Below are 17,240 nucleotides of genomic sequence, written 5' to 3'. Positions count from 1 at the left end.
TCCCGATGCCCCGCGCCCGGCAGGATGAGCTATGACCTGGACCTTTACGGATGATGTCGAAGCATTCCTGGGCGTGGCGGGCGCCTCGCTGGCGGCCCGCCCCGCCGAGAACACCCTGGTACTGACCGTCACCGCAACCCTGCGGGGCAGCGGCCCGCACGCGTACGGCGACGCCGTGCCGTTGCTGGGCTGGTGGCGCGGGCCGGACGGCGAGGTCGCGGGAACACTGGTGCAGACTCCGCCCTATCCCCCGCTGCTGGGCACGGTCGCCCCCGAGGCCCTCGTCCCACTGACCGCGGCACTCCCCCTGACCAGCGTCAACGCGGACCGCCCCACCGCCGAGGCACCCGCCGCCGGCTGGCCCGGCCACCGCGTCGAGGAGGAACAACGGCTCTACCGGCTCGGCGAGTTGATCCCACCGTCCCCCGCCCCCGAGGGCGCCCCGAGGACCGCCACGACCGCCGACCACGCACTGCTCCTGGCCTGGCATCTCGCCTTCGCCGAGGAGATCGGCGAGCCCGGCACCCACGCCGAGCGGCTGGTGGACGAGCGGACGGCGTCCGGCGGGCTGACACTGTGGGAGGCCGGTGATGTCCCGGTCTCGATGGCGGGCGTCTCACCCCGGGTCGCGGGCACGGTACGGGTCTCGACCGTGTACACACCACCGGAGTACCGGGGTCACGGCTATGCGGCAGCGGTGACGGCGGACGTCAGCCGGGCGGCACGGGAGGCGGGCGCAGCCGAGATCCTGCTGTTCACGGACCTCGCCAATCCGACCAGCAACGGCGTGTATCAACGGATCGGCTTCCGGCCCGTCTCGGACAGGCTGCTGATCAGTGCGCAGGCCCACGGATGACCGGCGACGGGGCACCGCTCGAACCGTTGTGGCTGATCGCCGCGAACGTGGTGCGGTGGCGCCGGTACGGAGTGGGAGGGCAGGAGCTGCGTCCGGGCACCAAGTCCTACCGGGGAGGCACCAAGGTCTACGTGATCGGATCCCGCCCCGGCGGCCACGAGTATCTGACGACCGTCGGGCGCGGGCGGCACACCGGCATGTACATCACCCTCGACATGGCGACGCGCAATCTGCACACGTTCCGGGCCACGCCGGCCCACAACCCTGCCGTGCTGCGGCGCGACGCGGAGTCGGACGTGGGCAGGGTCTGGTGCTGCCGGGAGAGCGCCGAGGAGCTTGCCGCCAGACTCGAAGGGCTGGGGGCGGAGGGCCGCCGCAACCAGTGGGGCGGCGCACCGCATCCGGATCCCTGCCGGTGCCACGAGTGTCTCGCGCTCACCCCAGAGTGAGCCGCGGCTTCGGTGCGTCCGTGCGGCCGGTCGGGGGTGTGCGGCTGCCCGCGCGGTACGGGAGCGGCCAGGGTGCGCCCGGTCCCGCATAGCCCTGGTCCGCCGCCGCGTGCAGGGTCCAGTGCGGGTCGTAGAGGTGCGGGCGGGCCAGGGCGCAGAGGTCGGCGCGGCCCGCCAGCAGCAGGGAGTTGACGTCGTCCCAGGAGGAGATCGCGCCGACCGCGATGACGGGCACGACCAGGGTGTTGCGGATCCGGTCGGCGTACGGGGTCTGGTACGAGCGGCCGTACTCGGGGCGTTCGTCCGGGACGACCTGACCGGTGGAGACGTCGATGGCGTCGGCACCGTGCGCGACGAACGCGCGGGCGATCTCGACGGCATCCTCGGCCGTCGTGCCGCCGTCGGCCCAGTCGGTGGCGGAGATCCGGACGGTCATGGGCCGGTCGTCGGGCCACTCGGCGCGGACCGCGTCGAAGACTTCGAGGGGGAAGCGGAGTCGGTTCGACAGCGGTCCGCCGTAGGTGTCGGTGCGTCGGTTGGTGAGCGGCGAGAGGAAGCCGGAGAGCAGGTAGCCGTGCGCGCAGTGGAGTTCGAGCAGGTCGAAGTCACAGATGACGGCGCGCCGGGCGGCCGCGGCGAACTGGGCGCGGATGACCTCGAGTCCGGCCCGGTCCAGGGCGTGCGGGACCTCGTTGACTCCTTCCGCGTACGGGATCGGGGAGGCCGCGGACAGGGGCCAGTTGCCCGCGTCGAGCGGCTGGTCGATGCCGTCCCACATCACCTTGGTGGAGCCCTTGCGCCCGGAGTGGCCGAGCTGGATGCCGATCGCCGTGCCGGGCGCCGAGGTGTGGACGAAGTCGGTGATCCGGGTCCAGGCGGCCGCCTGTTCGGGTGTGTAGAGGCCGGCGCAGCCGGGGGTGATGCGGCCCTCGGCGCTGACGCACACCATCTCGGTCATGACGAGCCCGGCGCCGCCGAGTGCGCGGGCGCCCAGGTGGACGAGGTGGAAGTCGCCGGGGACGCCGTCGACCGCCGAGTACATGTCCATCGGCGAGACGACGACACGGTTGCGGAGTTCGAGACCGCGCAGCCGCAGCGGGGTGAACATCGGCGGGGTGTCCGGGGCGCAGCCGAACTCCTCCTCGACGGCCGCGGTGAAGCCGGCGTCGCGCAGCCGCAGGTTGTCGTGGGTGACGCGGCGGCTGCGGGTGAGGAGGTTGAAGGCGAACTGGCGGGGCGCCTGGTCGACGTACGTACCGAGCTCCTCGAACCAGCGCAGGCTGGCCGCGGCGGCGCGCTGGGTCGATTCGACGACGGGGCGGCGCTCGGTCTCGTACGCGGAGAGGGCGGCGGGCAGGTCGGGCTGTTCCTCGATGCAGGCGGCGAGCGCGAGGGCGTCCTCGACGGCGAGTTTCGTGCCGGAGCCGATGGAGAAGTGGGCGGTGTGGGCGGCGTCGCCGATGAGGACGGTGTTGGCGTGCGACCAGCGGGCGTTGACGACGGTACGGAAGGTGAGCCAGGAGGAGTTGTTGGAACGCAGCGGGCGGCCGCCGAGGACATCGGCGAAGATCTTGGCGCAGCGTTCCGTCGAGGCTGCGGCGTCCATGGTGTCGAGCCCGGCCGCGCGCCAGACCTCCTCGCGCATCTCGACGATGACGGTGGAGGCACCGGATTGATTCGGCGGCCCGGAGGGCCTCGTCGAGGGGTGGTGGTCGGGCGACGGGCGGGCGTTCGGGCGGGCGTACGGGTAGGCATGCAGCTGCATCACGCCGTGTTCGGTCTCGGCGATCTCGAAGCGGAAGGAGTCGAGGGCGAAGTCGGCGGCGAGCCAGATGTAGCGGTTGCGGTGGGCGGTGAGGGTGGGCCGGAAGGTGTCGGCGTACGCCTCGCGGGTGGCGCTGTGCACCCCGTCGGCGGCGATCACCAGATCGTGCGTCGCGGCGAGTTCGGCGGCGGGCGGGGCCTCTTCGCGGAAGCGGAGCCGTACCCCCAGCGACCGGCAGCGCTCGTGCAGGATCTCCAGGAGCCGTCGGCGGCCCAGCGCCGCGAAGCCGTGGCCGCCGGATGTCTGGGTCCGGCCGCGATGGATGACGTCGATGTCGTCCCACCGCACGAACTCGGCCTGGAGCGCCCGGTACACCACGGGGTCGGCGTGCTCGATGCCGCCGAGCGTCTCGTCGGAGAGGACGACACCGAAGCCGAACGTGTCGTCCGGGGCGTTGCGCTCCCAGACGGTGATGGAGCGCTCCGGGTCCAGGCGCCCCAGGAGCGCCGCGGCGTAGAGTCCGCCGGGGCCGCCGCCGATGACCGCGATCCGCCTCGTGCCGTACCGCATCGCGTTACCTGCCCTGCCATTTCGGCGGCCGCTTCTCCGTGAACGCGGCGTGGAACTCGGCGTAGTCGTCGCCGTGCATCAGCAGCGCCTGGGTGGCGGCGTCCATCTCGACGGCGGCGGCGAGCGGCATGTCGAGTTCGGCGGTGAGCAGCGCCTTGGTCTGGGCGAGGGCGAGGGCGGGTCCTTCGGCGAGGCGGTGTGCGAGCGCCGCGGCGCGCGCGTCGGCCTGCCCCTCCTCGGTCAGCTCGCTGATCAGCCCGATCCGTTCCGCCTCGGGGGCGCGGACCTGCTCGCCGAGCATCAGCAGCCGGGTGGCATGGCCGAGACCGACGACGCGCGGCAGCAGATACGCCGCTCCCATGTCGCCGCCGGAGAGTCCGACCCGGGTGAAGAGGAAGGCGAACCGGGCGGACGGGTCGGCGACACGGAAGTCGGCGGCCAGCGCGAGGACGGCACCGGCGCCCGCGGCGACCCCGTGGACGGCTGCGATGACGGGGAAGGGGCACTCGCGCAGCGCCCGTACGACCTGTCCGGTCATACGGTTGAAGTCGAGCAGCTGCGCGGTGTCCATCGCCAGGGTGGCGCCGATGATCTCGTCGACGTCGCCGCCGGAGCAGAAGCCCCGCCCCTCGCCGGCCAGCACGAGGGCGCGCACGGAGCGTTCGCGGGACAGCTCGGCAAGGAGATCGCGCAGATCGGCATAGGCGCCGAAGGTGAGCGCATTGAGTTTCTCGGGGCGGGCCAGGGTGACGGTGGCGACGCCGTCGTCCGTCGTCAGCCGCAGATGGCGCCAGTGCTCCGTGCGCGGCGCGGAGCTGGGAAACGGGCTCATGGAGGGTGGTCCCCTTCAGCCGTCGGGCTGCTACCTGCTCTCGAATTTATCACTCATCCGTGACTCCCGTCACGAGTACGCAATAAGACCGACCGGCAATTGGGGGCGGTGAGGGCGAAGTGGCGAAAGTCCCATTCGTACCGGTCGCTGGCCCCTTGTCTGCGTCGTTGCACTTCGTATGGTTGAAACCGAGAAGTCTTGAGCTCCAGAAAGTCGTGACCTCCGGAACGGAAACCTCCTGTGCCCCCCGATGGACCGATCCCCGCCTCCTGGCGTATCGCACTGCCGCACTCGACGGCGGCAGTGCCGATCGCCCGCGCCCTGATCCGTACGGCGCTGACGGACATCGGCGCCTCGGCCGACTCCCTCGACACCGCGGAGCTCCTCACCGCCGAACTGGTCGCCAACGCCGTGGAACACACCGCCGGCGACGATCCGATCGAGCTGGTGGTGGAGATTCTGGAGACCGGCTGGCAGGTGGAGGTCCACGACCGCGACCCGGCTCCGCCGGGCGATCTCTCCCGGCCCGGTCCGGGCGGCGAACCGGACCCCTGGCAGGAGCACGGCCGGGGCCTGCTGCTGATCCGCACTCTCAGTTCGTCCTGCGGCCATCGCACGACGGAACACGGCAAGGCGGTCTGGTTCACCCTGCCGTCGCATCAGCCCCAGCACTAAGGGCTGTCCCGTAATCCCTGGTGGATCAGCGCACGGCGTCAGATGCGGTGCATCGCAAGGCGGAGGAGCGTCCTCATACTGGGTGCATTCGGACGTTTCGACAACGCAGCGAGGTGCCGTAGCTGTCGTCGTGCGCCCACCAGGGATTACGGGACAGCCCTTAGGGTGTCCGGCGGGCGCTCTCAGGCCCGGTCCGCACCGGCCAGCCGGGACCGACGTCGCCCGTAGCAGGCGTACACCGCCGCGCCGACCAGCAGGAAGACCGCGAACTGCACCCAGGTCGCCCAGCCCGTCCCGTACATCAGATAGAGGCAGAAGCCGACGCCCAGGATCGGGCTGGCCGGATAGAGCGGCACCCGGAAGGAACGCTTCAGCCCGGGGTGGCTGCGGCGCAGCGCGATCACCGCGACATTGACCGCCACCATGGTGGCGAGCGTGCCGATGGTGGTCAGGTTCACCACCGCGCCGAGGGACGCGAAGGCCGCCGGCACGGCAAAGACGGCGGCGACGATCCAGGTGTTGGCGACGGGCGTCGCGGTCCGCGGCGAGACGCGTTCGAAGACCCGCGGGACCAGGCCGTCGCGGGACATCGACATCAGGATGCGGGTCTGCCCGTACATCACCGCGAGCACGACGGACGCGATGGCGACGACCGCACCGAAGGCGACGATGCCGCCGCCGACGGTCGAGCCGGTGACCTGGTCGACGATCAGCGAGAGCGCGGCCGGCTTGTTGGAGACGGCGTCCGCGCCGAGTGCCCCGATGGCGGTCAGGGCGACCGCGCAGTAGAGCAGGGTGGCGACGCCGATGCAGATCATGATCGCGATCGGGATGTTCCGGCGGGGGTTCTTGACCTCTTCGCCGGCGGTGGTGATGGCGTCGAAGCCGATGTACGAGAAGAACGCCAGCGAGGCGCCGGAGGTGATCCCGGCCACGCCGTGGGTGGCGAACGGCGAGAGGTGGCCTGCCTCGAACGCGGTGAATGCGATGGCGCAGAAGGCGATCAAGATGCCGATCTTGAGGACGGCCATCGCGGCCGTGGCGCCCGCGCTCTCCCGGACGCCGCGCACCAGCAGGGTGGCGGCCATCATGATCACCACGACGGCGGGGAGGTTGATCACGCCGCCGTCGCCGGGCCCGGCGGACAGGGCGGCGGGCAGGTGCCAGCCGACGAGGCTGTTCAGCAGCTCGTTGACGTACTGGCTCCAGCCGACCGCGACCGCGGAGACCGAGACGCCGTACTCCAGCAGCAGGCACCAGCCGACGAGGAACGCGGTGCGTTCGCCGAGGGTGGCGTAGGCGAAGGAGTAGGAACTGCCGGAGACCGGGATCGCGCCGCCCAGCTCGGCGAAGGAGAACGCGGTGAAGATGCAGGTGATCGCGGCGAGGACGAAGGAGACGACGACGGCGGGACCGGCCTCGGCGACGCTGTCGGAGAGGCCGACGAAGATGCCGGTTCCCACGATGGCGCCGATGCCGAAGCACACGAGCTGGAACAGCCCCATGGTGCGCTTGAGGCCGTGCCCCTCCAGGTCGGCGCCGGATTCGGCGACCAGCTGGGTGGGGCTCTTGATGCGCAGTCCCGGCCGGGGCGACAGGCTCTGCGGGCGGAGCGGACTCACGGGGATGATCTCTTCTCTGGTGGAGCATGTGGGGGGCGTGCGTGCGGAGCTGGTGGGGGGCTCCGGCCGGCTCCGTGGGGGGAACGCGTCAGACACGACAATGGGGTCCGAGCCCGCGAGCTCGAACCCCACCAAGTGGAACCATCGTAACCAATTGCCCGCATGTTCACCCAATCGGGCGCATGTTCATACAGAACCTGGCCGGCGACCGGTCAGGCGGTGGCCAGGGTCGCCACCAGGACGGCCTTGATCGTGTGCATCCGGTTCTCGGCCTCGTCGAAGACGATCGAGTGCGCGGACTCGAAGACCTCGTCGGTGACTTCCAGCTCGGTCAGCCCGTGGGCGGCATGGATCTCGCGGGCGACCTCGGTGCCGAGGTCGTGGTAGGCCGGGAGGCAGTGCAGGAACTTCACATCGGCGTTCCCGGTGGCATTCAGGACGTCCATGGTGACGGCGTACGGCGCGAGCGCCGTGATGCGCTCGGCCCAGACCTCCTTGGGCTCGCCCATGGAGACCCAGACGTCGGTGGCGACGAAGTCGGCGCCGCGGACGCCCTCGGCAACGTCCTCGGTGAGGGTGACGGTCGCACCGCCGGCCTCGGCGAGCTTGCGGGCCTGCGCGACGATCTCCTCGGCCGGCCAGTAGGCCTTCGGGGCGACGATCCGGACGTCCATGCCCAGCAGCGCACCGGTGACCAGGTATGAGTTGCCCATGTTGAAGCGGGCGTCGCCGAGGTAGGCGAAGACGATCCGCTCCAGCGGCTTGTCGCTGTGCTCGGTCATCGTGAGGACATCGGCGAGCATCTGGGTCGGGTGCCAGTCGTCGGTGAGCCCGTTGAAAACGGGGACCCCGCCGTATGCCGCGAGCTCCTCGACGGCCGCCTGACTGTCACCGCGGTACTCGATTCCGTTGAACATCCGGCCGAGTACGCGGGCGGTGTCCTTCACCGACTCCTTGTGGCCCATCTGCGAGCCCGAGGGGTCGAGGTACGTGGTCGAGGCACCCTGGTCGGCGGCGGCGACCTCGAAGGCGCAGCGCGTGCGGGTCGAGGTCTTCTCGAAGATCAGCGCGATGTTCTTGCCGCGCAGCCGCTGCACCTCCGTACCCGACTTCTTGGCCGCCTTGAGCTCGGCGGCCAGGTCGATCAGGCCGCGGAACTCCTCGGCCGTGAAGTCCAGCTCCTTGAGGAAGTGGCGGCCTGCGAGGTCTATGGCCATGGTGGCTGCTCCTGGGTCGGGCGAGGGTCGCGCGTACAGTTCCCTGGAAGTCTATACGAGAGAGTGCATTGCTATACGGGCCCCCGCGCGGCCGTGCCGCGCTCCGTACTCCCGCACGGTCCCGTGTTCCCCGTTCGGTCGCGCGCTCCCCCGCGCCTACACCGCATCACGGACCACCGGGCAACTCATGCAGCGGGGACCGCCCCTGCCCCGGCCGAGTTCGCTGCCGCGGATCTCTATCACCTCGATGCCTTGCTTGCGCAGATACGTGTTGGTGGTGGCGTTGCGCTCGTACGCGACGACGACGCCCGGCTCGACGGCCAGCACATTGCAGCCGTCGTCCCACTGCTCGCGCTCGGCCGCGTGCACGTCCTGGGTGGCCGTGAGGACCCGGATCGAGTCCAGGCCCAGCGCCGCCGCGATGGCCCGGTGCATGTGCTCGGGCGGATGGTCGGTGACCTTGAGCTCCCGCGGTCCGCTGCCGGGCTCGATGGTGTACGAGCGGAGCATGCCCAGCCCCGCGTACTGGGTGAACGTATCGCCGTCGACCATCGTCATCACCGTGTCGAGGTGCATGAACGCCCGCCTCTTGGGCATGTCGAGCGCCACGATCGTCCGGGCGGAACCGGCGTCGAACAGTCCGCGGGCCAGCATCTCCACCGCCTGCGGGGTGGTGCGCTCGCTCATCCCGATCAGGACGGCGCCCTGCCCGATGACCAGGACGTCGCCGCCCTCGATGGTGGACGGATAGTCGTCCTGCCCCTCGGACCAGTGGTGGAAGGCTCCCGCCTCGGAGCCGGTGAAGAGGGGGTGATGGCGGTAGATCGCCTCGAAGTGGACGGTCTCGCGCTGCCGGGCCGGCCAGCGCATCGCGTTGATGGACACCCCGTCGTATATCCACGCGGAGGTGTCCCGGGTGAAGAGGTGGTTGGGCAGCGGACCGAGCAGGAAGTCGTCCAGGTCCATGACATGGAAGCGGACCGATGTCGGCTCGCTGTGCCGTTCCAGGAACTCCCGCTTCGTCATCCCGCCGACCAGTGCCTCGGCCAGCTCGGCGGTGGACAGCTCCTCGAAGGCGGCCCGCAGGTGTTCGGTGGCGAGCGGGCCGTACTCCTTCTCGTCGAAGACCCGGTCGAGGACGAGCCGCTTGGCCACCGGGATGTCCAGGGACTCACGCAGCAGATCGCCGAAGAGGTGCACCTCCACCCCGCGGTCGCGCAGGACGTCCGCGAAGCCGTCGTGCTCCTGCCGGGCGCGGCGCACCCACAGCACGTCGTCGAAGAGGAGCGCGTCCTTGTTGCTGGGGGTGAGCCGCTTCAGTTCCAGATCGGGGCGGTGCAGGATGACGCGGCGCAGCCGCCCGGCCTCGGAGTCGACATGGAATCCCATGCCTCCATCCTCACCGCGCGGAGCGCCGTTCACCCGGCGAATCGCCACCGAATTCGCCACTGAGAGGAGCTCACACAATGGGAGTCCGATCAGCTCGCGGCGTCTGGTGCGTGCGATCGCAAGGCGCCGGAAGGTCCTCGGATGGGGTCTCCCCTGCTCGAACGAAGCTGAGAGCTTGGGGAAGGAGCTACTAGGGCGTTTCGGCAACGCAGCGAGCGTGCGTGCCAGGCGTCGCGAGCCGGGCGCCCATTGTGTGAGCTCCTCTGAATCCGCTGCCGGGTCCGGCATCGCGTTCCGGCGCGTTCCGGCTGCGGTCAGAGCCTCGGGTCGACGGGCTCCGACTCCAGGGCGAGCACCGCGAACACCGCCTCGTGGACCCGCCACAGCGGCTCGCCCTCGGCCAGCCGGTCCAGGGCCTCGAGACCGAGTGCGTACTCACGGAGCGCCAGCGACCGCTTGTGGCCCAGGAACCTGGAGCGCAGCCGTTCCAGATTTTCAGGACGCGTGTACTCGGGGCCGTAGATGATCCGGAGGTACTCCCGGCCGCGCACCTTGATGCCCGGCTGGACCAGCCTGCCCTTCTCGTCCCGCACGAGCGCGGCAAGGGGTTTGACGACCATGCCTTCGCCGCCGCGGCCGGTCATCTCCAGCCACCAGTCGGTACCGGCGCGGACCGACGCCTCGTCGCCGGTGTCGACGACGAGCCGGCGGGTGACCTGGAGCAGGCCGGTGGGGTCGTGCTCCACCAGCCGGTCCACCCAGGCCAGCTGCTCGTCATGCGGTACGGAGGCCAGTGAGCGCCCCTGCACGGCGAGGATCTGGAACGGGGCGATCCGCACCCCGTCCAGGCCCTCGGTGGACCAGCAGTAGCGCCGGCAGGCCTCGGTGAACGCCGCGGCGTCGGCCGTCCGGTCCTGCTGACGGGCGGCCAGGTCGGCGACGTCCACTCCGCGGACCGCCGCTGCCGCGAGTGCCGCGTTGACCTCGGGGAGTACAGCACCGGACGCGGCGCCGACCGCTGCGTACTGGGAGCGCAGCAGCCCGCCCGCCTTGAGGGACCAGGGCATCAGCTCGGCGTCGAGCAGCACCCAGTCGGTGCCCCATTCCTCCCAGAGTCCGGCGGCGGCGACGGCCGTGCGCAGTCTGCCGAGGATCGCCTCGGTCACGGCGGCGTCGTCGAGGAACGGCCGTCCGGTGCGGGTGTGCAGCGCCCCGGTCGGGCCCTCGACCCCGAACCGCTCGCGGGCCGCGTCCGTGTCACGGCAGACCAGGGCCACCGCCCGCGAGCCCATGTGCTTCTCCTCGCACACGACCTGGGCGACCCCGTCGGCCCGGTACTGCGCGAAGGCCTCGGCGGGGTGCTCCAGGAAGCCCTCCTCGTGGGAGGTCGCGGTGGGCGCCATCGTCGGCGGGAGATAGCCGAGCAGCCGCGGGTCGACGGCGAACCGGCTCATCACTTCGAGCGCCGCCGCGGCGTTCTCCTCGCGCACCGAGACGCGGCCCATGTGCCGGGTCTCCACGATCCGTCGGCCCTGCACATCGGCCAGGTCGAGCGGACGCCCCTCGCGGCCCCCGGGTGCCTCGGTGACGAGCGGTTTCGTGGGCTCGTACCAGACCTTCTCGGCCGGTACGTCGACGAGTTCGCGCTCCGGCCAGCGCAGCGCGGTCATCTTCCCGCCGAAGACCGCACCCGTGTCCAGGCAGAGGGTGTTGTTGACCCAGGAGGTGCTGGGCACGGGGGTGTGGCCGTAGACCACGGCGGCACGGCCGCGGTACTCCTCCGCCCACGGGTAGCGCACCGGCATACCGAACTCATCGGTCTCGCCGGTGGTGTCCCCGTACAGCGCGTGCGAGCGGACCCGCCCGGAGGTGCGCCCGTGGTACTTCTCGGGCAGCCCGGCGTGGCAGACGACCAGCTTCCCTTCGTCCAGCACGTAGTGGCTGACGAGCCCGTCGATGAACTCCCGTACCTGCTCGCGGAAGGCCGGGTCCCTGGCGTCCTCGCGGTCCAGCTGCTCGATGGTCTCGGCGAGCCCATGGGTGTGCTGGACCTTGCGGCCCGCGAGGTAGCGGCCGAGCTTGTTCTCGTGGTTCCCCGGCACGCACAAGGCTTTGCCCGCCGCCACCATGGACATGACGCGGCGCAGCACGCCGGGGCTGTCGGGGCCGCGGTCGACGAGGTCGCCGACGAAGACCGCCGTGCGCCCTTCCGGGTGCGCGCCGTCGACGTAACCGAGCTTGCCGAGCAGGGTCTCCAGCTCGGAGCTGCAGCCGTGGATGTCACCGATGATGTCGAACGGCCCGGTGAGATGACGCAGGTCGTTGTAGCGGCGCTCCAGCACCACGTCGGCGTGGTCGACCTCCTCCTCGGTACGCAGGATGTGCACCTTGCGGAACCCCTCGCGCTCCAGGCCGCGCAGCGAACGGCGCAGCTCGCGGCGGTGGCGCTGGACGACATGGCGGGCCATGCCGGCGCGGTCGGGGCGGGTGGCGTTGCGCGCCTGGCAGACCTCTTCGGGCAGGTCGAGGACGATCGCGATGGGCAGCACGTCGTGGGTCCGCGCCAGCTGCACCAGCTGCCTGCGGCTCTCGGCCTGGACGTTGGTGGCGTCGACGACGGTCAGCCGTCCCGCGGCGAGCCGCTTGCCCGCGATGTAGTGCAGGACGTCGAAGGCGTCACCGCTCACGCTCTGGTCGTTCTCGTCGTCTGCGACGAGGCCGCGGCAGAAGTCCGAGGAGATGATCTCGGTGGGCTTGAAGTGCTTGCGCGCGAACGTGGACTTGCCGGAACCGCTGGCCCCGATGAGCACGACGAGGGAGAGGTCGGTCACCGGCAGCGTGCGGTGCACGTCGGTGCTCTTTTCGGTGTCGTTGTCGGTCATGCTGCCTTCGCCTCCTTCTTCTTCGTGTCGTCCTCGGCGGTCTTCGTGAACACGGCCATCTGTGTGGGCGGCCCCACCTCGGGGTCGTCGGGTCCCACCGGCACGAAGCCGACTCCGTATCCGTGCCGCTGCGCCACTTCCTGCGCCCAGCCCCGGAACTCGGCCCTGGTCCATTCGAAGCGGTGGTCGCCGTGGCGCACGTGCCCGGCGGGGAGGCTCTCCCAGCGGACGTTGTACTCCACGTTCGGCGTCGTCACGAGCACCGTCTGCGGCCGGGCCGAGCCGAACACCGCGTACTCCAGCGCGGGCAGCCTCGGCAGGTCGAGGTGCTCGATGACCTCGCTGAGCACGGCCGCGTCATACCCGCCCAGCCGCTTGTCGGTGTACGTGAGCGAGCCCTGCCGCAGCGAGACCCGGCCGGCCTGCCGCTCGCCCATCCGGTCCAGCTTCAGCCGGCGCGAGGCGATGGTCAGGGCACGCATCGAGACGTCGACGCCGACGATCTCCGTGAAGCGCACGTCCTTCAGCAGTGCCTGCACCAACTGTCCCTGTCCGCAGCCCAGGTCCAGCACCCGGCTCGCCCCGGCGGCCCGCAGCGCCTCCAGGATCGCTTCGCGCCGCTGCTCGGCGAGCGGCACCGGCTTCTCCTCGGTGTCCGTCGTCTCGTCCACGGCGTTGTCGACGGACTCCACCGCCAGGTCGTCCAGCTCGGCGAGCCGTACCAGTTCGAGCCGTTCCATCGCCTGCCGGGTCAGTCCCCAGCGCCGGGAGAGGTAGCGGCTGGTGATCAGCTTGTGCTCCGGGTGGTCGGCCAGCCAGCCGTCACCGGCCCGCAGCAGCTTGTCCACCTCGTCGGGCGCGACCCAGTAGTGCTTGGCGTCATCGAGGACCGGCAGCAGGATGTACAACTGCCGCAGCGCGTCCGCGAGCCGCAACTCGCCCTCCAGCACCAGCCGTACGTACCGCGAGTCGCCCCACTCCGGGAACTGCTCGTCCAGCGGTACGGCCACCGCGTCCACGCTCGTCCAGCCGAGCGGACCGAAGAGCTTCGTCACGAGCTCCGCGCCACCGCGCGCCGGGAGCGCGGGCACCTCGATCCTGAGCGGCAGGGGCGCCGCCGCGCGCTCGGGCAGGGCCCGGCACACGCCGTTCAGAGCGGACTTGAAGACGGTGCTCATCGCGACGGAGAGCAGCGAGGACGCCGCGTACGGCCGGTCGTTGACGTACTGCGCGAGCGCCGCGTCGGGGGCGCCGCCGCGGCCCTTGCCCTTGCCTCGGCGCACGAGCGCCACGGGATCCACCTGCAGCAGCAGGGCGGCCGTGCAGCGCTCGGCGGATGCCTCGGGATAGAAGACATGCGCGGTGCCGTGGGAGGTGGAGAACGTCTGCGCCTTCTCGGGATGCTTGTGCAGCAGGAAGCCGAGGTCGGTCGCGGGGCGCTCAGGGGTGCCGGTCGTACTGATGGTCAGGAACACACGTCCGAGTATGGTCTGGATCACCGCCCCCAACCAGGCATTTTCGTGGCGCCTGAGGGCTGTCCCGTCATCCCTGGTGGGACAGCGCGCGGCGTCGGATGCGGTGCATCGCAAGGCGGAGGGGCGTCCGCATACGGGATGTATTCGAACGTTCCGACAACGCGGCGAGGTGCCGTAACTGTCGTCGTGCGCCCGTCAGGGATGACGGGACAGCCCTCAGGGTGTCCGGGGTTCTTCTCTCCCCGCCTCCGGCCCTGCCTCCAGCTGCCCGGCCAGTTCCGCGATCAGCCCGGGCCCGACCCGGCAGCAGCCGCCGACCAGCCGCGCACCGGCCTCCTGCCAGCCCCGCACCCGGCGAGGGTCGAACGTGGCACCACCGGTCCATCCCCGGCCCTCGGCGTCCCACTGCTCCCCGCTGTTCGGGTAGACGACGACCGGTTTCCCGGTCACCTCGGCCGCCGTCACCACCGCCCGGTCCGCGTCCGCCGGATCGCAGCAGTTCACCCCCACGGCCACCACCCGGTCGTGCCCGGCGGCGAGCCCGAACGCCGTCTCCAGCGGCTGCCCCGCCCGGGTCCGGTCGCCCGCCACGCTGTACGAGAGCCAGACCGACAGCCCGTAGTCGTCGACCACCCGCAGCAGCGCCTCGGCCTCGTCGGTGTCCGGCACCGTCTCCAGCGCCAGCACATCGGGGCCGGCGGCGGCCAGCGCCTCGATCCGGGGCCGGTGGAAGCGCTCCAGCTCCCACACCGAGAGCCCGTACCGCCCGCGGTACTCGCTGCCGTCCGCGAGCATCGCCCCGTACGGGCCGACGGAGCCGGCGACCCAGACCTCCCGGTCCGCCGCCGCACCGGCCCGCCGGGCCAGCTCCACGCTGGAGGCGAAGAGCTCCGTCGCCCGGGCCCGGCCGATCCCCCGCCGCGCGAACCCCTCGTACGTCGCCTGGTAGCCGGAGGTGATGAGCACCTGCGCACCCGCCCGCACATACGCCCGGTGCGCGGCCTCGATCTGCCGTGGTTCGTCGACCAGCAACCGGGCCGACCACAGTTCGTCGGACAGGTCGCAGCCCTGCGCCTCCAGTTGGTTGGAGAGACCGCCGTCGAGGAGGACGATTCCTTCGGCGAGCGCGGCGGCCAGCGGGCGGGCGGGTTGCACAGCTGCTCACTTCCATCCGGTCGACCACCTGCACAGGTGCGTGCGTCGGTCGCGGCGATACGGTCCTCGTCGGCCGGGGACCGCAGGAGGCCGGATCCTACGACAGCCGGACGCGATCGCCACCAGGGCGTTCTGCCTGTCGGTGACGAGGAGCGCCGAGGCGTGTGTATGACCCACGGTAGTGGTCCTCCTCCGGGCAGCGAGGTGATCGCAGAGAAACAGCCTGAGTACCGTGCCCTCCGCACGCCGCGATGCGTGTGCGACAGCGGTTCAAGGCGAGTCCGTGACTACACCACGGGCATGATGGATGCATGGATCTTCGTGTCTTCACAGAACCGCAGCAAGGGGCGACCTACGAGACGCTGCTCCGCGTCGCCAAGGCAGCCGAGGAACTCAACTACGGGGCTTTCTTCCGCTCGGATCACTATCTGCACATGGGAGCCGTGGACGGCCTCCCGGGACCTACTGACGCCTGGATCACGCTTGCCGGTCTCGCGCGCGAGACGTCGCGGATCCGCCTCGGGACCCTCATGACCGCCGGAACCTTCCGCCTCCCCGGTGTCCTCGCGATCCAGGTTGCGCAGGTCGACCAGATGTCCGGCGGGCGGGTGGAGCTGGGTCTCGGCTCCGGCTGGTACGCGGAAGAGCATGCGGCCTACGGCATCCCGTTCCCCAAGGAGAAGTTCGGACGCCTGGAGGAGCAGCTCGCGGTCGTCACCGGGCTGTGGAACACGCCCGTCGGTGAGCGATTCGACTTCGACGGGACGTACTACCAGCTTTCGAACTCCCCCGCGCTGCCCAAGCCGGCCCAGGCCAGGGTGCCGGTCCTGATCGGCGGTCACGGAGCCAGGAGGACACCCGCTCTTGCCGCTCAGTACGCCGACGAGTTCAACATTCCGTTTGCGTCCCTTGCCGACACGGAGCAGCAGTTCAACCGCGTGCGTGCGGCGGCTGAAGACCGCGGGCGCAGGGCGGACGACCTCGTCTACTCCAACGCCCTCGTCGCCTGTGTCGGCAAGACCGACGCGGAGGTGAAGCGCCGGGCGGAAGCCATCGGCCGCGACGTCGACGAGCTGAAGGCCAACGGTCTTGCCGGGTCTCCCGCGGAGGTCGTCGAGCGCATCTCGGCGTTCCGGGCCGTCGGCTCACAGCGGATGTACCTGCAGATGCTGGACCTTGACGACCTGGACCACTTGGAATTGATCGCGTCCGACGTGATGCCGCAACTCTCGTAGCGAGCCACGGCGGGAAGTCGTGGGGTGCCTGCTGATCGACGCGGCCGGCGCGGTCGTTGCCTCAACCTGCAGATGAGTGCGCCGGTCGACCTGTGACGGGTGGTATTCGGCCGCGGGGGCAATCCGCTGCTCGCGCTGCCCCCGGCCCGGAATCCGGCGGCCCGTCCGCGGCCGCCCCGACCCGTCAACTCACTCCCGGGGGAAGGGCGATGCTGCCGCCGAACACTCCACGGTTCTCCTCGCTCACGTCCTGGGTGTACGTGATGTTCTGCCCGCCGTTAGGAATCCGGAAGGCGAACCGGAACGCGTGGGCTTCCACCTTCCCCGTCCTGGCATCCAGCGTCAGCGTCTCGGTCAGCCGGGACAGGGTGACCTGAGACTTGTCCACCACCACGCCGGCCCGTCGGAGCTGAGCGAGGACGGGCTCCACCTCCCGTACGGCGGACTTCACATAGGCACGGTCCTGCACCTCGGGCACCTTGCGCGGCAAGGCCACCCGCACCTGGAGCCGCACCTTGCCGTGGCTGTCCGCCTTGGTGAGGGTGACGCCACCCTGCTTCAGGTAGGTCCGGAACGTCTGGACGGCGGCAACGGGATCCTCGACCTTGTTCGCGATCACCGGATCAGTGAGGGCCCCGTGCTTCCAGGCGCCTGCGTCGCCCTCCTTCACGTACCCCGTACCGCCGACGACGAAGACCTCTTCGGGCTTGCGCTGCCCTTTACTGCTGATGATGACCCCATGCGACTGGAGCGCCTCGGGATCACTGGTGCGCCGCACGGTGGCCGTATAGGACGCATTGCTGGGCTGCTGCCCTTGCAGGGTGAGCCCTTCCTTCCCGCGCACGGCGAAGGTCCATCCGTGCTGCGCCGCCATGGTCTTCTGGGCGAGGTCGAGAAAGTCGCCGGGGGTCTCGGGCGAGGCGGGCGCCTTCTCCGATGCAGCCGCGGATGCGGATGCGGATGCCGCTGCCGACTTCGCCGCGGCCGGCTGCACATCATCTCCGCCCACGGCGGAGCAGCCAATGATCCTGGTGGTTAATTCGATCAGCCAGTGAGGGTGAAATCGAGGCGTGCAAGGTGACTTGTCCGTGTTCGGTCGAGTGGGTGACCGTTCCACC

13 protein-coding genes are annotated in these 17,240 nt (G+C 70.6%); 4 read left to right on the top strand and 9 right to left on the bottom strand.

The window, feature by feature from the left end; genetic code table 11:
* Positions 1-31 precede the first annotated feature (31 nt).
* Both ACWD6R_RS29425 and ACWD6R_RS29420 read left to right on the top strand, forming a co-directional pair.
* Positions 32-856 carry a GNAT family N-acetyltransferase gene (locus tag ACWD6R_RS29425; protein WP_451821463.1) on the top strand — a complete coding sequence of 275 codons (825 nt, stop codon included), beginning with the start codon at positions 32-34 and terminating at the stop codon, positions 854-856.
* Positions 853-1,305: a hypothetical protein gene (locus ACWD6R_RS29420; RefSeq protein ID WP_451821462.1), complete on the top strand. Its 453-nt coding sequence runs from the start codon at positions 853-855 to the stop codon at positions 1,303-1,305. The genes ACWD6R_RS29425 and ACWD6R_RS29420 overlap by 4 nt, the downstream gene beginning before the upstream one ends.
* On the opposite strand, the gene ACWD6R_RS29415 is transcribed toward ACWD6R_RS29420, so the two are convergent.
* Together ACWD6R_RS29415 and ACWD6R_RS29410 are read right to left on the bottom strand one after the other, a co-directional pair.
* Positions 1,292-3,640, bottom strand: coding sequence for an oxidoreductase (locus tag ACWD6R_RS29415; RefSeq protein ID WP_451821461.1), 2,349 nt, complete (start codon positions 3,638-3,640; stop codon positions 1,292-1,294). The two genes, ACWD6R_RS29420 and ACWD6R_RS29415, sit on opposite strands and share 14 nt — an antisense overlap.
* A 4-nt stretch (positions 3,641-3,644) precedes the next feature.
* Positions 3,645-4,472 carry an enoyl-CoA hydratase family protein gene (locus tag ACWD6R_RS29410; RefSeq protein WP_266980389.1) on the bottom strand — a complete coding sequence of 276 codons (828 nt, stop codon included), beginning with the start codon at positions 4,470-4,472 and terminating at the stop codon, positions 3,645-3,647.
* A gap of 240 nt (positions 4,473-4,712) precedes the next feature.
* On the opposite strand from ACWD6R_RS29410, the gene ACWD6R_RS29405 reads away from it, so the two are divergent.
* Positions 4,713-5,147, top strand: a complete 435-nt coding sequence (locus tag ACWD6R_RS29405; RefSeq protein WP_451821460.1) for an ATP-binding protein — start codon at positions 4,713-4,715, stop codon at positions 5,145-5,147.
* Between the two features lie 182 nt (positions 5,148-5,329).
* On the opposite strand, the gene ACWD6R_RS29400 is transcribed toward ACWD6R_RS29405, so the two are convergent.
* The 6 genes from ACWD6R_RS29400 to mmuM all read right to left on the bottom strand — a co-directional run bounded on the left by ACWD6R_RS29400 (position 5,330) and on the right by mmuM (position 14,887).
* Complete coding sequence (locus ACWD6R_RS29400; RefSeq protein WP_451821459.1) at positions 5,330-6,769, bottom strand: amino acid permease; 1,440 nt, start codon at positions 6,767-6,769, stop codon at positions 5,330-5,332.
* Between the two features lie 212 nt (positions 6,770-6,981).
* Positions 6,982-7,986, bottom strand: a complete 1,005-nt coding sequence (argF, locus tag ACWD6R_RS29395; RefSeq protein WP_451821458.1) for an ornithine carbamoyltransferase — start codon at positions 7,984-7,986, stop codon at positions 6,982-6,984.
* A gap of 156 nt (positions 7,987-8,142) precedes the next feature.
* Positions 8,143-9,375, bottom strand: coding sequence for an arginine deiminase (locus ACWD6R_RS29390; protein ID WP_376663051.1), 1,233 nt, complete (start codon positions 9,373-9,375; stop codon positions 8,143-8,145).
* A gap of 314 nt (positions 9,376-9,689) precedes the next feature.
* The gene (locus ACWD6R_RS29385) at positions 9,690-12,257 is read right to left on the bottom strand and encodes a polynucleotide kinase-phosphatase (protein ID WP_451821457.1); all 2,568 of its coding nucleotides are present in this window, start codon (positions 12,255-12,257) and stop codon (positions 9,690-9,692) included.
* Positions 12,254-13,732: a 3' terminal RNA ribose 2'-O-methyltransferase Hen1 gene (locus tag ACWD6R_RS29380; protein WP_451821456.1), complete on the bottom strand. Its 1,479-nt coding sequence runs from the start codon at positions 13,730-13,732 to the stop codon at positions 12,254-12,256. The genes ACWD6R_RS29385 and ACWD6R_RS29380 overlap by 4 nt, the downstream gene beginning before the upstream one ends.
* 216 nt (positions 13,733-13,948) lie before the next feature.
* Positions 13,949-14,887 carry a homocysteine S-methyltransferase gene (gene mmuM / locus ACWD6R_RS29375; RefSeq protein ID WP_451821455.1) on the bottom strand — a complete coding sequence of 313 codons (939 nt, stop codon included), beginning with the start codon at positions 14,885-14,887 and terminating at the stop codon, positions 13,949-13,951.
* Between the two features lie 311 nt (positions 14,888-15,198).
* On the opposite strand from mmuM, the gene ACWD6R_RS29370 reads away from it, so the two are divergent.
* Positions 15,199-16,122 (top strand): LLM class F420-dependent oxidoreductase, encoded by a 924-nt coding sequence (locus tag ACWD6R_RS29370; protein WP_451821454.1) that lies wholly within the window; start codon positions 15,199-15,201, stop codon positions 16,120-16,122.
* A gap of 184 nt (positions 16,123-16,306) precedes the next feature.
* Here the strand turns inward: ACWD6R_RS29370 and ACWD6R_RS29365 are convergent, their stop codons facing one another.
* Complete coding sequence (locus ACWD6R_RS29365; RefSeq protein WP_451821453.1) at positions 16,307-17,131, bottom strand: hypothetical protein; 825 nt, start codon at positions 17,129-17,131, stop codon at positions 16,307-16,309.
* Positions 17,132-17,240: the final 109 nt, after the last annotated feature.

The organism is Streptomyces sp. NPDC005151 (genome assembly GCF_053599875.1).
The sequence above is the reverse complement of the archived record's forward strand: the minus strand, read 5'-3'. Positions and strand labels throughout refer to the sequence as shown.

What these genes read in the sequence shown, in the direction of transcription:
- ACWD6R_RS29425 (WP_451821463.1), top strand. Translation starts at nt 32, where the DNA reads ATGACCTGGACCTTTACGGATGATGTCGAAGCATTCCTGGGCGTGGCG.
- ACWD6R_RS29420 (WP_451821462.1), top strand. Translation starts at nt 853, where the DNA reads ATGACCGGCGACGGGGCACCGCTCGAACCGTTGTGGCTGATCGCCGCG.
- ACWD6R_RS29415 (WP_451821461.1), bottom strand. Translation starts at nt 3,640, where the DNA reads ATGCGGTACGGCACGAGGCGGATCGCGGTCATCGGCGGCGGCCCCGGC.
- ACWD6R_RS29410 (WP_266980389.1), bottom strand. Translation starts at nt 4,472, where the DNA reads ATGAGCCCGTTTCCCAGCTCCGCGCCGCGCACGGAGCACTGGCGCCAT.
- argF (WP_451821458.1), bottom strand. Translation starts at nt 7,986, where the DNA reads ATGGCCATAGACCTCGCAGGCCGCCACTTCCTCAAGGAGCTGGACTTC.
- ACWD6R_RS29390 (WP_376663051.1), bottom strand. Translation starts at nt 9,375, where the DNA reads ATGGGATTCCATGTCGACTCCGAGGCCGGGCGGCTGCGCCGCGTCATC.
- ACWD6R_RS29385 (WP_451821457.1), bottom strand. Translation starts at nt 12,257, where the DNA reads ATGACCGACAACGACACCGAAAAGAGCACCGACGTGCACCGCACGCTG.
- ACWD6R_RS29370 (WP_451821454.1), top strand. Translation starts at nt 15,199, where the DNA reads ATGGATCTTCGTGTCTTCACAGAACCGCAGCAAGGGGCGACCTACGAG.